Source organism: Streptomyces sp. NPDC104309, assembly GCF_055584025.1.
Genome location: NZ_JBVJMV010000036.1, coordinates 44,381 through 60,294, shown reverse-complemented (window position 1 = coordinate 60,294; position 15,914 = coordinate 44,381). Strand labels below are relative to the sequence as shown.

Genomic DNA, 15,914 nt, shown 5'->3' with positions numbered 1-15,914 from the left:
CATTGAGCCGGAAAGGAAAACGACATGGCCACCGACAAGCCGAATCGGAGTCCCAAGAAGGGGCCGCCGAAGGAGACGCCGAGCACGTCGGTGAGTCAGGGGGTGCCTCCACAGGGTCGCGGGACCAAGAGTCTCGGTCCCGAGGAGAGCACCGAGAAGCTTCCCGAGGACAAGACCAGCGTGCCTAAGCAGCTCCCGGGTCAGGGGGCTGATGATCCTGGTGCGGCGAAAGCTGCACCGAAGATGCCGGAGGCCGCTCCGAAGGTGCCTGGTGCGGCGAAAGCTGCACCGAAGATGCCGGAGGCCGCTCCGAAGGTGCCTGCCGCGGCAGGCACCACGGAGACCGCAGGTAAGGCCTCTGGTGTCGCGGATGCTGGGTCGAAGCTCAAGCAGGGTATGAACGGCGTCGCCGGGAGCATGGCGGGAGGCGCGACCCAGAAGGCGGTTGAGGGAGACGGCAGCAGTGCGAGCCGGCGTGCTGCCGGGCGCTACGCAGGAGCTGCCGTCTCCGGTGCCGTGGCCGGCGCACAGGCCGGCGGGCTCCCTGGAGCCGCAGTTGGTGCTGCGAAGAATGTCGGCGTCGAGGGGGCCAAGGACACGATCGAGGGCGTGTCCAAGGTCACCGGCGGCAGTCCCGTCGCCGAGCCTGCGGACAAGCGCTTGGGTGCCGGTGGCACGGGTTATGAGCGTGGTGCCGGCAAGGACGACGAGGGCCTGGGCTCGAAGGCTGCCAAGGGCGCTGCCGTCGGCGGTGGCGCGGCTGCTGCTCCCCCTGCGATGAGTGTCGTCATGGCCATGGCCTTCCTGAACTGGCTGAAGTCCATGTTTTTCGCGGCCCTGGCGATGGCCCTCAACGCCGGGAAGCTGCTGTGGACGCTCTTCGTCAACGTCCTCAAGGCGGTTGGCCACGCGATCGCTGCGCCGTTCATGGCGCTCGGCAGCTTGATAGCCAAAGGGGCCGGCGCGGCCCTGGGTATCACCGTCACGGCGACGGTGGCCCCTGTCGCCGCCGTGACGTCGGGTGCTCTCGCCATGGTGGGAACTGTGGTCCTGGTGGGCACGGTCTTCACCGGTGTCCTCAATTCGACGGCGCAGACCGAAGGCAGCCTCAACGCGAACGGGACGGCGTGCGTCGTCAACGCAGGTCTCACGGGTAACGGTTCCGGGGCAGCTGTCCCGGCGGACGTGGAGAAGAACGCCAAGGAGATCTACTCGGTGCTCAGCAGCTGGGGGATGCCGAAGGAGAACATTGCGGGCATCCTCGGCAACTGGTCGCAGGAGTCAGGGATCGACCCGACGAGCGTGCAGAACTTCCCCACGGGGATCTACGCCATGACTCCCGAGAAGGCCAGCGCCGCGCAGAACACGGCCAACGGCATTGGCCTCGGCCAGTGGACGGCTGGCCGTAACACGCTGCTGCGTCAGTACGCGAAGGGCAAGGGCGTCGACTGGTTCACGATCAAGGCCCAGCTGGCCTTCATGGTCGACGGCGACAACCCGGGCGACGTCACGGCCTTCAAGGGCATGCTGAAGAAGTCGCAGGGTTCCCCGCGTGCGGCGGCGCTGCACTTCCACAAGGAGTGGGAGCGCTCCGCTGATGGCGAGGCAGGGCTCACCGTCCGTGGTGACAACGCCGAGATGTGGTTCGGCAAGATGAGCGGCTGGTCGGTCGACAGCTCGATCGTGGGCGGCGTTGAGAACATCGTCGGCGGGATCATCGAGAACATCGGCAACGGGATCAACACCATCCTGGGCAACTGCAGCACCACGGGTGGCACTTCTGTCTCGCTGAAGGACGGCGGGATGACCCAGGAGGAGGCCCAGGCCCTCGTCGACCTCTTCAATAAGGAGGGTGACAAGTTCCTCGACGACCGCTACGGCGACCAGGGTGGTCCTGGCTCGTGCGGGAGCAACCATGCTGAGAACTGCGTGAGCTTCAGCACGTATTTCGTGAACAAGTACACGACGTTCCAGACCTATCCGATGGGTGACGGCAAGGACACGGCGTACACGATCGCGAGGGAGACGGGCAAGCAGCTGTCCTCGACCCCGAGGGCCTACTCGGTTGGCTCCGGCCCGGGCTACGGTCCTGCCGGCCACACGCTGGTCGTGCTCGGCGTCCAGGGCGACAAGGTCATCCTCGGTGAGGCCGGTTATTGCGCCTTCATGGGTCGGGTCCGCGTCGACAGCGCGGCGCGGCTGGCGGCCGAGGGCTGGAAGTTCGTGGACATGTCGGATGCGATGCTCTCTTCCGACAAAATCAAGACGGTCTGATGCGCTGCATCTGACCTTGAGGTGAGAAGCCGGTGCCCGGCGATCCGGGCACCGGCTTCTGCATGTCTGGGGCAGGGCCTGTGTGCCGGACTCACTTTTCCGCTCTCCTATCAAATGGATTCCGACTCGGCCGCGAATGCCTTTCGGGATAGACTTGAGTCGTTTATGAACAAAGTGGAGTGAGGAGTGCGTTCTGTGACGACAGTCGATGACGAGTCCGAGAGCACGGGTCGAGAGCAGGAGACCGGGTCGAGGCCCGAGGAGAAGCCCGCGGTACCGAAGACGCGCAAGAAGATCACCGGAGCCGAGCTCGAAGAGCGCTTCGAGGGCTGGACCATCCGTCAGCGCGAAAAGGTCCAGGAGCGCACCCCGGAGGACAACGCACGCCTGATCCGGCGCGGCGTCACCGCGGTGATGGGCGTGGGGATCCTCGCCCTGGTCGTCGCCACGGGCGTGACCGGCGAGAGCTCCAAAGCGGGCGCGGCGGACAACGCGGCCCAGATCGTCCAGCTCAAGGGACAGTTGGACAATGCCCAGTCCACGCCCGTGAAGGCAGACGCCGGTGCGCAGTTGTCCAAGCTCACCGAGGCGGCAGCGGCCGACGCGAAGAAGGTCGCAGCCAGGGAGCAGACCTTCGCCACGCTGTACCACCAAGCCAGCATTCAGCCCAGCCCGAACAACGGGGCACCGAATCAGGCCACGCTTCAGATCATCAAGCATCGCCGGGCCATGGCTCCCCTGTTCAGCACCGACTCCTTCCTGGTCGATGACAAGACGGCGTACAGCACTTCATCGCTGACGCCGTTCGATGCGACCACCGAGATCGATCCGCGTCACGCCTGGTACATCCGCTACGACGGTGCGAACACAGCCGCCCCGAGCACGTACGCGTGGAAGGTCGAGACGGTGATGCCCGACCTGAGCGTGAAGGACGTCTCGGGCATGACGAACCAGGCAAAGGTCGTCTGGCTGTGCCGGGACACGAAGAGCGGCGAGGTGCTCGCCTGGGCGAGTGCGCGCTATGTGCGTAGCGGCACGACGGGAGCCTTCGATCACCTGGCGCTCGTGGTGACCGCCACCGGGGCTCAGTACGAGAACCCCGCGATCAAGCAGCCGGCCGGTTCCGGCGTCCCCGAACTCAGCGGCTCGGGTGCACAGAAGAAGGGTGGGAAGCGATGACGGAGCAGACGGCAGCACCCACGCGCCGGGGGTTCTTCCGGCGCAATGCCTGGGTCCTGGCGACGGCCGCGGTCCTCGCAGTCGTCACCACGGTTGCCGGCGTGACCTGGAGCAGCCAGCACGCGGCCCTGACCAAGCAGGAAGCACAGATCAGTGACGTCGTGGGTCAGCTGGCGGGCATCCAGAAGAAGAACTCCGAGCAGGTGAACGCGGACGTCATGGCGGCCCTGGGTGTCAGCCAGAACCGGCTGAGCACCGACGGTGAGCGCATCAAGTCGCTGCTCTCGATGGCCTTCACGTGGGACTCGGGACAGAGCTACGAGGCAGCGCGCGAGAGCCTGAAGAGCCGGTTCGGCCTCACGGAGAACGATGCGTTCCTGAAGTCGTTCATGCCCCCGTCACGGTTCAGCGAGGACTCTCAGGGCCGGCGTTACTACTACATCGACACGGTCGGCCTGAACTCGGCTCTCGGCGGGGATCCCGACATCGAGGTCGTCGATGTCAAGGCAGGCGTCTACACCTACGCCGGCCTGGCCGACGTCGAGGCCACCTCTGATGCGGTGGCGCAGAACAAGGCGAGCAAAGCCAATGTCACAGCGCACCGGCGCGCGCTGCTCTTCGTCACGGTCGACGCCCAGGGCAAGGTCTCGAATCTCTCCGGTGTCTCGGCGAGTGGCGAGACTCGCCATTCCGGATGACTCAGACTCCCTTTCGACTCGTCTTATTGATAGAGTTGTCCTGGTATTCGAGTGGAACAGCGAGTTGAGGACTAATGGCATCGACACAGACCGATGAGTCGGGTGAAGGCGCAGTGCGCAAGACGCGCTTCGTCGCGACGTCCGCGTCCTCACAGGAGGGCGCAAAGGTCCCAGAGCAGACAGAGCCCACGGGTGGTCTGCGCAAGCGCACCATCGTGACCGGCGTGAGCATGGGCGTGGGCGCACTGCTGTGCTTCGTCCTCTGCGCAGGGTTCTCCGGCGGCCAGAGCGCGGTGAGCGACACGGCCGCACCAGAGATCTCCTCCCTGCAGGAGCAGATCCGGACCACCGAGGCGAAGACAGCGGCGCTGCCGAAGGCCGATGATGCCGAACGCGGCCTGACGGCGGCTCTGACGGCGGCCGGTCAGGTCGCGAAGCTGCAGAACGACTACCGCTTCTTGACGCCCGGCGTGGCGGCAGCCGGCGGCAAGCTGGACCCGGCGACTTCGCAGTCGACGCTGCGCAATCTCATCCCCTACTTCGCCCCGTCGGTGCACCAGGCGGAGCTGGAGCCGTGGTACCTGCTCGCCAGTGACAAGGACGCACCGACCGGCGTCGGGATCCCGATGAGCTTCAACTCGGGCTTCGAGTGGGCTGCGCAGGTGCCCTACCTGATCAACGACGACAGCACCATCACGGTGACCTGGCTGGCGGTGCAAATCCGGACCGGCACTGGTGAGAAGCCGGCGGTGCTGGCCTGGGCCCGCGCCGACTACGACCTGGTCCGCAAGGCGTTCGTGAACATCCAGACCGGCACAACGGCCACGGGTGAGGCCCTGAGGCAGGAGGTGAAAGCATCGTGAACGAGGAGATCAAGAACAAGCTGCGTCAGCACGCCGGGAAGATCCTGCTCGGCGGCACCGGGGCGCTGCTCGCCCTCTCGGTGGTCACGCTCGGAGCCAGCCTGCTCAGCGACGGCCCGGCCGCGTCGGACACCCAGGGTGATGCGGTAGTCCAGAAACTCGACGGCAAGCTCAGCGACGCCCAGGCCAATCTGGCAACGCAGCGCACGGCGCTGCTGGCCCAGCTGCCGGGCATGGACATCGAGCGGGTGAACCGCGACAAGGCGACGGGGCGGTCCCTTCTGCTCAGCTTCACCGACAGCTCGGCGTCAAGCCGGACCGTCAAGGGGCAGCAGGTGGTGTTCGATGCGCGCTACGGCTTCCTCGACCACACCTCCCGGGTGCTCATCGAGTTCGTGCCGGAGTGGATGACGACGACCGGAGCCACGAAGGGCGCTGGGATGACGTACACGCTCGTCAACCTGGATATCGATGTGAGCCGGGTGCAGGGCCTGACCTACTCCTACACGGGGGTGGCCCGGCTCGATCCGGTCCATATCGAACCGGATCAGAACAGCGCTGCCAAGAGTGAGCTCGTGGTCTTCACCTACGCCACCTTCCACGACGGCACGGTGACGTCACTGGACGCCTATCAGGCCTCCAGCAAGACCCGCGACGCCCTCGCTGCCAACAGCACGGCCCAGCCCTCCCCCAAGCCGACCAGGTGACCGAAGTGCCCACCGCTTCAGCACGCACCCCAGAAGACACCGACGAGACGAAGGACAAGCGCATGTCGACTCAGACCCTGGAGAAGACCGAGACCACCGCCCCGATGAGCCCGGCCGCGACGGCGAAGAAGACCACGGCGAAGCCCGTGACGGAGAAGAGGGACTCGAAGCTGCGCGCCGGCTGGCGGGCTCTGGCTCCGAAGAAGGAGGCCGGCAGGTTCTCCGTCGTGGTGTGGGCGGGGTTCTTCCGGGCGATCGTCCTTCTCGCCGACTACCTGCTGGCATTCATCACGGCCGTGGTCATCATCCCGTTGCTGGGCGCATGGCTGCACCAGCAGTCGGGCGCGTCCCAGGGTGCACTCAGTGCGGACGGGACCATCGCCATGTGGCTGATGCCGCTCCTCTTCCTTGTCGCGCTGCTCGCCGCGGGCGAGATCGTCGTGATGCGCAGCATGTGGCGCTGGGCGACTCGGATGATCACGAAGATCCGGGACGCCCGTGACGTCACGCCGAAGCCCATGACCAGGACTACCAACCAGAGCAAGACCAACCGCAAGAGGAGCAAGTGATGCGCACCGCAGGACTGACGATGAACGACGTATGGGCACACCGTGTCCTGCGTGAACGAGGAGTGGAGACGCACCGGCTGGAGGGGCTGAGTGCCGAGCTGGGCGTCATGGTCGAGTCGCTCGATCTCAAGCACCGGGGCAAGGAGGAGAACTACCGCCCCTATCTGCACATGGCGGGCGAGCTGCGCTCGGTCACCCCGGCCGAGAAGCTGCCATTCGGCATCTCCCAGGTGACCTACTCCCCCGGTCAGGGCGAGAAGGTCGATGCCTTCTACGAGTTCCACGACCAGCAGCTGGTCGTACTCGCCAGCAAGGGCTACTTCACGAGCGGCTTCGCCGTGCCCGAGCAGGTCACCGGAATCGAGTGGGAGCTTCCGGCCACCGCAGACATGCTGGTGCTCGCTCCGTCTGGAACTCAGACCGAAGGCGATGCGCCCGTGGTCTTCACCCAGATCCACGACATCGGGAACTTGGAGATCGACCTCGAGTCCAGCGGCTATGACCTCGCCGGCTACTTCGCCGACCACTCCAAGGACGGCGTCCAGCGGGCGGAGGCTGTGGTCGATGCGCGTGGGTTGAAGGCACGCTCGGACGCGATCAACCAGCTGTTCACCGAGGACGAGCTGGGTCTGGACACTGAGGGCAAGCCGGCCGTCGGGGTGCCTGTGCCTGAGGAGGCCCCGGTCGCCGCCGACGGCATGAGCGCACGCCTGCAGCAGATTGAGGCGGAGCTCGCCGCCGAGCGCGAACAGTACCAGACCGAACGCGCGAGCACCGAGGGCACCACGGAGAACCTCTACCGGGAGCGCGTGGTGGCAGCGCTGCACACGGCCGAGGAACAGGACGCGCTGTTCGCTCCCCCGATCCCGCCCCGTGAGGTGCAGCGTGACCTGGACCTCGATCTCGACCTGGAACTGGAGGAGCAGGAGACCCGGCGACGTGAGGCGATCAAGCCGGCCCCGAGCCTGGACGAGCGCAAGCGCCAGGTGGCGCAGCACGCGGCCGATCTGGACTTCGGCAAGGACGGCGAGCAAGGCCTGGGGTCCTGAGAACGGATCAGGCATGACAAGCGCGGCCCCGGTTGCTGGCAGACAGCAGCCGGGGCCGTAGTGCATTGGTACCGAGACAGGAAGGAGGGTGACGATGGGTCTGAAGCAGGACATCATCGTGGTCAACGAGTTCAGCGTGCCACTGCCCGGCGGCAAGGGGTCCCGCGGCGCGACGCCGGGCGACTACGTCACCCGGTACATGGCCCGTGAGCAGGCAACAGAGTCCCTGGCTCCGATCCAGCGCCTGCGCACCGACGCCTTCATCCTGCGCTACATGGCACGGGAGTCCGCCGTCGAGCGCCCCGGCATCACGCGGGGCGCGGCGAAGCATGAGATGCGCCAGGCCCAGGGCGACGGCGGTGTGGCCTTTGGCTACGGCTCGGTCTCGCTCTCGGACGAGCAGCTCAAGGCAGCGTCCAAGGACATCCAGCAGCACTTCGAGAACGGCAAGACCGTGTTGAAGACCGTGCTGTCCTTCGACGAGGAGTACCTGCGGAAACACAAGATCGTCGACAAGGACTTCCACTGTGAGGGCCGCGGGGACTACCGCGGCCACATCGACCAGATGAAGCTGCGCATGGCGATCATGCACGGCCTGGAGCGGATGAGCTCGGGCACCAGCGGCTTCGACGATCTGCGCTACGTGGGTGTGATCCAGGTCGACACCGAGCACGTGCACTGCCACCTGGCCATGGTCGACGGTGGGGTGGGCCACCTGGCCAAGGACGGTACCCAGCGCGGCAAGCTGCTGGACCGGCACAAGTCCCGGCTCCGCCGCGGCGTCGACGCCTGGCTGGATGAAAAGCAGGCGGTGGCTCATCTCTCCAGCGCCGTCGGCTACGAGCGTCGCAACGTCACCACTTTCATCAAGCGGTGGGCGCACGAGCGGATCCGCGCCGAGTCCCTGCCGCAGTTCCTGCTCGCCTGCCTGCCGGCGGACCGGACGCTGTGGCGCGCTGGCTCGAACGACGCACGCATGCGCAAGGCGAACCAGCTGGTGACCGAGCTCGTGAAGGAGCAGCTGGAGCGTGCCGGGTCTCCGATGCCGGAGGCCATGGAGCACATCGTCGACTACGCCAACGAGCGCCGTACGAAGGAGTCCCTGAGCACGGAGGAATGGCAGAAGCTGATCGATCAGGGACGCACGCAGATCACGGAGCGCTCCGTCAACGGCGTCTACCAGATGTTGCGGGCGATGCCGGAGTCGGAGCTGCGGGTGCACACGCCGATGCTCGAAGTCATGGGGATGGACTACCAGCAGATGGCCGTGCTGGCCGCGGACCGGCAGGGTGAAGACGAGAACGCTGAAGCCGATCTGGTCTCCTTCGGCTTCCGGCTGCGCAGCTACGCCTCACGCCTGCAGCACCACCGGGAGAAGGCCGGAGCCTACCGCGACCTTGCGCATCAGTGGGATCAGGCCGAGAAGGCCGGCGTCGCCGCCGAGGACTCGCGCCCGCTCTACGACTTCTACCGCTTCGAGGAGGACTACCACCGGCGGCTGATGAGCAAGTACCAGCACTTCTTGCCCTTCCTCGGGGACGCCGGCCAGTGGTACGAGCAGCAGCAGGACGTCGCCGCCTACGGTCAGCGGCTGCTCTCGCTAATAGCGCTGCGTGCGGATGCCTCCCTGCAGCGGATGAAGGACTCCGAAGAGGCCGAAGGCCTGGGCCGGACGATCTACGATCAGCCCGGCGGCCGGCTCCTGACCGAGGGCAAGCGCGGCCGGGCAGTGCTGGACGCGCGCATCCGGATGATGAAGCAGTCCTATGGCCGGAAGCTGGGCAGCCTGCGGGCTGATCTTGCGTCCTCCGGCCTGGTGCTGCGCGTGGGGTCGAGCGCTGAGGATCCTGCGGATGCCGGGACTGACGAGGTCAGCACGGACTTCGAGATCGTCGCCGGTGTCCTGTACGACTTCGACGAGGTCAAGGCCCTGGACCTGCATCACCTGGGCTACGACTTCGTCACCGACGTCGAGATCGGGCTGCAGGCACGCCAGACCTTTGTCGAGACGACCAGAGAACGCCGGCGGCTGCTGCTGTCGGCAATGGACTACCTCGACCAGTCGGGTCAGGCCGAGGCGATCCCCGATCTACCCGTGGATGACGTCGCGGCGATGACGCGCATTTCTCGGGAGCTGGCGCCTCAGCAACAGGACGAGGAATCCGGCTCACTCGTGCTGCGCTCCCGGATCGCGGAGCTGCGTGCTGAACGTGAGCAGGCCGAGCGGATGCGGCGGTCCAAGGCTTCGTCGCTGGATGCCGGCCTCGTCGTGCGGGTCCAGGCCCAGGTCGATGAGGCTGTGACCGCAACGGACGCCGGGATGGCATTCGACTCACAGTCAACTTCCCTGTCGAATGATTTGGAACGCGCACAGAAAGACTAGCCGTGAGTCTTGTTGAATGCTCTATAGCAGTATTAGTGTGAAGGGTGTTCGACAGGGACTCAACCCCTTGTCAGGACGATGCGACTGATCGCAGTCGGCCTTACAGAAGGCAGTCGGAACAACGAACGGAAGGAATCATGGCACTCCTCAAGGGCAGGGGCGCGATGACCGGGGTCAACCTCATCGCTCGGGTCTACAAGAACGGCATCACCAAGGACAGCAAGTCCCAGTACGCCGACGTCCAGCTCGATGCTCGAGATCCGCGCGGTCCCGAGCAGACGAACCTGCATCTGAAGTCCGATCGGGAGCGGGGTGATGACGGCAGGGTCCGTTACAACAACGGCGCTGCGTACTCCGTCGGCCAGATGGAGGAGATCGCCAAGGCTGCGGGTCCGAACAAGGAGCCGATCCTGGACAAGGACGGCAACGAGGTCGGCACCATCTACGGCTTCAAGGGCAACGTCATGCCCGCGACCCGCGGTACCGGCCTGGTGGTCAACACCAAGTCCGTCGAGGCCTCCGACTTCAAGATCGACGGCAAGACCATGGACAACCAGTTCGAGTCCATGAAGGCCGCGAAGGTTACTCAGGAGGCGGCCAAGAAGTCGCAGGCTGAGGCTCCGACCCCCGAGGCCGAGCAGGAGCAGGCAGCCGAGGTCGACGAGCCGGCGGTCGGCTGAGACCGAGCCAAGCCCCATTCGAAAGGCCCCCGGATGCCACTCCGGGGGCCTTTCGGCTACACGGGACACGAGCAGGAAAGAGGGAGAGATCACGGCGAATTTCAACGGACCGGCGCCGCGGGGCGTCAACTTGCTGGTCAGGTCATATCAGTGCAACCGCAAGGACTACGGGCGAGAGCGCATGTACATGGATGTGCAGGTCGACCATCGTGACCCGCAGGCGGGCTTGCAGAGGAACCCGCACCTCACCTCGATCGACGTGGTGGACTCCCAGGGCCGCACACGCGGCAGAACTACGCAGCGGAGTACCCGACCGATGACTACGAGGCGTCGAAGTTTCATTCGGAGCATCGCCGGGCTCCGATCCTGGATGGTGAAGGTGCCGAGATCGGCGAGGTGTTCGCGGCCAAGGCCGACCTGATCCAGACCGAGCACGGGTATGCCATCGACATCGACAAGCTTCAGACGCCTGATTTCGGGGTGGATGAGCACACGCTGGCGCGACACGCCGCCGCGAAGGCCGCTCGCCAGGCCCCGGTGGACGAGGCGTCGGTGATTCTGGACGATGAGCCAACGCGGGATGGCCAGCCGCTGACGCAGGAGAAGCTGCAGGTGATGATGTCGGGAACGACTGCATCGGAGCCGACGCGGACTCTGCCGGCGAACTCGCAGGCCGGGCTCAGCGCACATGGCGGGCCGCGCCACAGCTATTCGTCGGTGCCGGCACCCGGTGCGCCGGGGTCGCGCTTCAACCCGGTGGTGCGTGAGCGTCAGCCTCAGCCCCAGGAGCCGGCGGCTCCTGGGTTGATCACCGCCACCGATGTGCCGAAGTCCTCACCTTCGTTCGGTGCGGACCTGGTCGGCCGCATGGGTTCGGTGGTGAACAAGAGCGGTGCGGAGGGAAGCAACAAGGCCCCGGTCAGTGAGCGCTTCAACTACCAGTTCGAGCAGCCTCCGGTGCCGGAGGGCAGCGAGCCCGAGTACGGCGGGTGAGCGGTCCGCGACCAGAGCTCACAACGAAAGGCCCCGGAGTGGACTCCGGGGCCTTTCGTATTGACTATTCAACGCCTTATCGAATGCGATTCGTGATAGGATTTCGACTGATTTTCCAGTTAAATCTCAGTCCAGTCGAGAGGCCTTGCGCGGCATGTTTCACGAGACACAGCTCAATGAGCGCTACCCGCTCCTGTCCAAGCTCTCGGAGCCACTGAAGAAGGCCGAGCGCGACATCGTCGGCCGTAAGCACGAGACGACGCAGCTGCTGGCGTCCATGAGTCGGCCCGAGCTGTGCAACGCACTCCTGCTGGCCGAAGCTGGCACCGGAAAGCTGCTGCCGCTGGGCACGCCGATCCCGACGCCGTCCGGATGGACGACGATGGGCGATCTACAGCCTGGCGACTTCGTGCTCGGGCGCGATGGCAAGCCGACCAGGGTCTCGTACGTCTCTGAGGTCGACGAGACGCCGGCGCTGTACGACATCGCGCTGAGCGACGGCCAGGTGGTCACCGCCTGCGCGGATCACCAGTGGTTGGTGGCGTCCGTCTCCGGGAGGGCGGAGTCGTATCCGACGAATGTCGCGACGACGCAAGCGCGTCGCGACCGCGCCCAGGTCCGCAGGGAAGCTCTTCTGGCATTGGCCGAAGGGAGTGTTCCCGAGTTCTCTACGGCAGGCGAACTGATCGACATGATCAGCGAGATCGAGGGCGTGACGTGGCGTAAGCCCACGGGTCTACATACGTACCTGTTGAAGCAGGGTGTGGAGTGGCGCGAGGCGACGCGGACCACGGAACAAACCTGGAAAGGCGGCACCCGAGTCTCCACGGTGCATGTTCACGAGTTCAACACGCAGATCGCGCTGAAGGCGCTGTCAGAGCAGGTCTTCCGCCGTACGTCGTGGGGGACCAGCGGTGAACTGCAGGAGTCGGTCTTCACGACCCAGCAGATGGTGGACGCCGGTGTGTTGTGCGCGGGAGGCAAGCGTCGCCGGTTCTCCATCCGCGTTACCGAGCCCCTGGATCTGCCGGAGGCTGATCTCTTGATCGACCCGTACACCCTTGGGGCGTGGCTGGGCGACGGCTCGACCGGAAAGGGTTCATTCACCCAGTCCGATCTGTCCGCCGATGGGAAGTCCTTGTCGGACATGGGCCATCTGATCGAGCAGCTTCGGTCGGCGGCCTACAAGGCGTATCGGCTGACGAGCAACGACCAGACCGTCGGGACCGAAGGTCTGCAGGCCCAGCTGCGCCAGATCGGCGTCCTTGGTCGCAAGCACGTCCCGCTCGCCTATCTCCGTGCGTCCATTGATCAGCGCCTGGCGCTCCTTCAGGGGCTCATGGACACGGACGGGACGATCGACGAGCACGGCGTCTGCGAGCTGACGCTTTCCGACGAGACGCTGGCCAGAGACGCGGAGGAATTGATCCGTTCGCTGGGCATCAAGGTGAATCGTACGGAAAATCGTTCGGGGTACCGCGATGCCGACGGCGTGCACGTCGAGTGCAAGCCCCGGCACCGGATGGTGTTCACCACGACGCAGCAGGTGTTCCGCCTGCCGCGCAAGGCTGCCCGCGTGCCGAGCGCGACACGTTCGACCCAGGAGTGGCTCTACATCACGGACATTTCCCCTGCGCCGACTCTGCCGGGAAAGTGCATTCAGGTCGACAACGAGGACCACATGTACCTGTGTGGCCCCGGGTTCGTGCCGACGCACAACACTGCCCTGGTTCAGGCCACGATGCTGGTGGACAAGGACCGCCTCTACCTGGAGGTGGACCCGGCGCGCATGATCTCTGAGGCGGGCACCGCCGAGAACATGGCCGCGATGCTCAAGGGCTTCTTCGACGAGGCCGAGCGCTTCGTCAAGAAGGAAGAGCACGAACTGGTGCTCTTCATCGACGAGTTCCACCAGATCATCCAGCTCTCCGACGCCGCCGTCGAGGCGATCAAGCCGGTCCTGGCGGCCTCGGGAACCCGCGGCATCAGGATCATCGCGGCGACGACCTACGAGGAGTTCCACAAGCACATCTCACCGAACCAGCCGCTCGTCGAGCGTCTGCAGCGCATCAACCTCAACCCGCCGGACCAGGCGACGACCATCAAGATCCTGCAGGGCATGGCCGAACGGTACGGCGTGGCCGAGGAGTTCTACGACGATCACGTCTTCCGGCAGATCTACGAGTACACCCAGCGCTACATGCCAGCCAGCGCCCAGCCGCGTAAGTCGATCCTCGTGCTCGACTCTATGGTCGGCTGGCACCGTCTGACGCATCGCCCGATGGATCGAGATCTGCTCTCGGATGTGCTCATGGAGTCGCTGAACGTCAACGTGGCCTTCAAGGTCGACGGCGCGAAGATCAAGGAGCAGCTGGACGAGAAGGTGTTCAGCCAGGACTGGGCGACCGGCGCGGTGGCGCGTCGCCTGCAGCTGTCGGTGGCAGACCTCAACGACAAGGGTCGCCCCATGGCGTCCATGCTCTTCACGGGGTCGACGGGAACGGGGAAATTCTGCGTCGACTCGACGCAGGTTCCGGTCTACTCGAGCAACGGCGAGACCACTTGGAAGCTGCACGGCGACCTGATCCCGGGCGACAGAGTGTTCGGTCGCCAAGGTCGCCCGGTCGAGGTGCTCGGACACTTCCCGCAGGGCATGCAGGACGTCTACCGGGTCACGCTCTGGGACGGCCGGACTCTCGACGTTGGAGGACCGCACTTGTGGACGGTCTACACGGCCAATCAGCGGTCGACGAAGCATGCCGGCAAGGACGTCGCGCCGATGGTCCTGAGCACGCAGGAAATGGTCGAGCGTGGCGTCGTGCGGACCTACCCCGGCGACTCTCGGGAGCATGTGAAGTTCTTCATCCCGGCGAACGGACCGGTGCACTGGCCGGGGCAGGACTTCGACGTCGACCCGTACGTCTTGGGCGTCCTCATCGGCAACGGGTGCCTCACTGAGACGCAGCTGACGCTCTCGTCTGACGGGGACGACGCCGACCACACCGTGTGGACGGTGGGCGAATGGCTGGGATCGGCACCGAAGTCGTACGGGCACAGCTACAGCTGGGTCTTCCCTGTCGGCGTTGGCCCGGTGGAGGACCGCCGCGATTCGCTGTACCAGACGAAGGACGTGCTTGCCTCGGTTCCCCAGCTGATCGGCGTGCGCTCGGCGATGCGCCGTATCCCGGAGAGGTACAAGCACGGATCGGTACAGCAGCGGTGGGCTCTGGTACGGGGCCTTTTCGACACCGACGGATCGATCGGCGGCTCGAACGACCGCTTCAACGTCTCGTACTCAACGTTCTCCAAGGGGCTCGCGGAGGACCTGAGGGAGGTGCTGTTCTCGCTCGGCGTCTCGAACACGATCAAGTCGTGGACACGCACGAAGGAGGGCGGGCGCGAACTGGTCGAGTACGACGTGCACGTGAAGGTCGGCAACGAGGATAAGGCCCGGTTCTTCTCCCTCCCCCGCAAGCACGAGATCGCACGGCGGGCGGTCATCGAGACCTCGGGTCGTAAGCGCGTGAAGAAGTTCGACATGGTCGGCATCGCGTCGATCGAGAAGCTGCCGGAGCAGCAGAGCTCGTCGTGCATCTACGTCGACGACGAGGAGCACCTCTACCAGGCTGGTCAGTTCGTGGTCACGCACAACACGGAGCTCACGAAGCAGCTGGCGAAGCTGCTGTTCAGCGACGACCAACGCCACCTCATCCGGTTCGACATGACGGAGTACGCCGAGAACTCGTCATTCGCGGCGTTCCGTTCCGAGCTCACCAAGCGCGTGTGGGACCTCTCTCACGCGGTGCTGCTGTTCGACGAGGTCGAGAAAGCCTCGGCGATGGTCACGCGCGTGTTGCTGCAGGTGCTCGACGACGGCCGGCTCAACGACGACAACAACCGCGAGGTGAGCTTCCTCAACACCTACATCGTGCTGACGACGAACGCGGGCTCGGAGATCTACAAGGACATCGCACAGTATGCGGCGGATGACACGGGCTCGGGCAAGCAGCTGATGGAGTACGAGAAGCTCATCCGCCGCTCGATCTCCTCGACGACGGGCGACAACCGGTTCCCGCCCGAGCTGCTGGGTCGTATCGACGCGATCGTGCCCTTCCAGCCGCTGTCGCTGGCCACGCAGCAGAAGATCGTGCGGAAGAAGCTGCGCCAGATGGTGCAGGAGGTGTTCGTCAAGCACAACGTGCGCATCGACGTCGATACGCGGGTTCTGCAGTACCTCATCGAGGACAAGGGCGACATCGACTCTGACGCCGGCGGTGCACGTGCGGCCGTGGCGAAGCTGACCGACGAGGTCACCACCTCGGTGGCGACCTTCCTCAACGAGCACCCCTCGGAGCGGCGGATCCGCATCGACGTCGTCGGCGACCTGGTCAGCGACGACAAGAACCTGCTCAGTTCCGATGCCTACGTCGAGGTCAGTGCGGTGCGATGAGCCGGTCAAGGACAACGGGAACGAGTTGACTCATGAGTCAATAGCCCTTCCATGCCCTATGGTTGCCCA

General features: G+C 65.4%; 11 protein-coding genes. All 11 read left to right on the top strand.

The genetic code is table 11. From position 1 onward, the window contains the following. The first annotated feature begins 24 nt into the window (after window positions 1-24). The gene (locus tag ACZ68L_RS35405; RefSeq protein WP_469585638.1) at window positions 25-2,274 is read left to right on the top strand and encodes a phage tail tip lysozyme; all 2,250 of its coding nucleotides are present in this window, start codon (window positions 25-27) and stop codon (window positions 2,272-2,274) included. Window positions 2,275-2,469: 195 nt separating this feature from the next. Continuing rightward, the gene (locus ACZ68L_RS35400; RefSeq protein ID WP_469585636.1) at window positions 2,470-3,453 is read left to right on the top strand and encodes a hypothetical protein; all 984 of its coding nucleotides are present in this window, start codon (window positions 2,470-2,472) and stop codon (window positions 3,451-3,453) included. Next, window positions 3,450-4,151: a hypothetical protein gene (locus ACZ68L_RS35395; RefSeq protein WP_469585634.1), complete on the top strand. Its 702-nt coding sequence runs from the start codon at window positions 3,450-3,452 to the stop codon at window positions 4,149-4,151. The genes ACZ68L_RS35400 and ACZ68L_RS35395 overlap by 4 nt, the downstream gene beginning before the upstream one ends. Before the next feature lie 113 nt (window positions 4,152-4,264). Further along, window positions 4,265-5,014, top strand: coding sequence for a hypothetical protein (locus tag ACZ68L_RS35390; RefSeq protein WP_469585631.1), 750 nt, complete (start codon window positions 4,265-4,267; stop codon window positions 5,012-5,014). Beyond that, entirely contained in the window at window positions 5,011-5,721 is a 711-nt protein-coding gene (locus ACZ68L_RS35385) for a hypothetical protein (protein WP_469585628.1), read from the top strand. Before ACZ68L_RS35390 ends, ACZ68L_RS35385 begins: the two co-directional genes overlap by 4 nt. Before the next feature lie 62 nt (window positions 5,722-5,783). After that, entirely contained in the window at window positions 5,784-6,290 is a 507-nt protein-coding gene (locus ACZ68L_RS35380) for a hypothetical protein (RefSeq protein ID WP_469585625.1), read from the top strand. Beyond that, window positions 6,290-7,339, top strand: a complete 1,050-nt coding sequence (locus tag ACZ68L_RS35375) for a hypothetical protein (RefSeq protein WP_469585623.1) — start codon at window positions 6,290-6,292, stop codon at window positions 7,337-7,339. Before ACZ68L_RS35380 ends, ACZ68L_RS35375 begins: the two co-directional genes overlap by 1 nt. A gap of 94 nt (window positions 7,340-7,433) precedes the next feature. Beyond that, window positions 7,434-9,722 (top strand): relaxase MobL, encoded by a 2,289-nt coding sequence (mobL, locus tag ACZ68L_RS35370; RefSeq protein ID WP_469585621.1) that lies wholly within the window; start codon window positions 7,434-7,436, stop codon window positions 9,720-9,722. A 137-nt stretch (window positions 9,723-9,859) separates the two neighbouring features. Beyond that, window positions 9,860-10,402, top strand: coding sequence for a hypothetical protein (locus ACZ68L_RS35365; protein WP_469585619.1), 543 nt, complete (start codon window positions 9,860-9,862; stop codon window positions 10,400-10,402). Window positions 10,403-10,798: 396 nt separating this feature from the next. Further along, window positions 10,799-11,395: a hypothetical protein gene (locus ACZ68L_RS35360; RefSeq protein WP_469585616.1), complete on the top strand. Its 597-nt coding sequence runs from the start codon at window positions 10,799-10,801 to the stop codon at window positions 11,393-11,395. A 154-nt stretch (window positions 11,396-11,549) separates the two neighbouring features. Then, window positions 11,550-15,845: a Hint domain-containing protein gene (locus ACZ68L_RS35355; RefSeq protein ID WP_469585613.1), complete on the top strand. Its 4,296-nt coding sequence runs from the start codon at window positions 11,550-11,552 to the stop codon at window positions 15,843-15,845. Window positions 15,846-15,914: the final 69 nt, after the last annotated feature.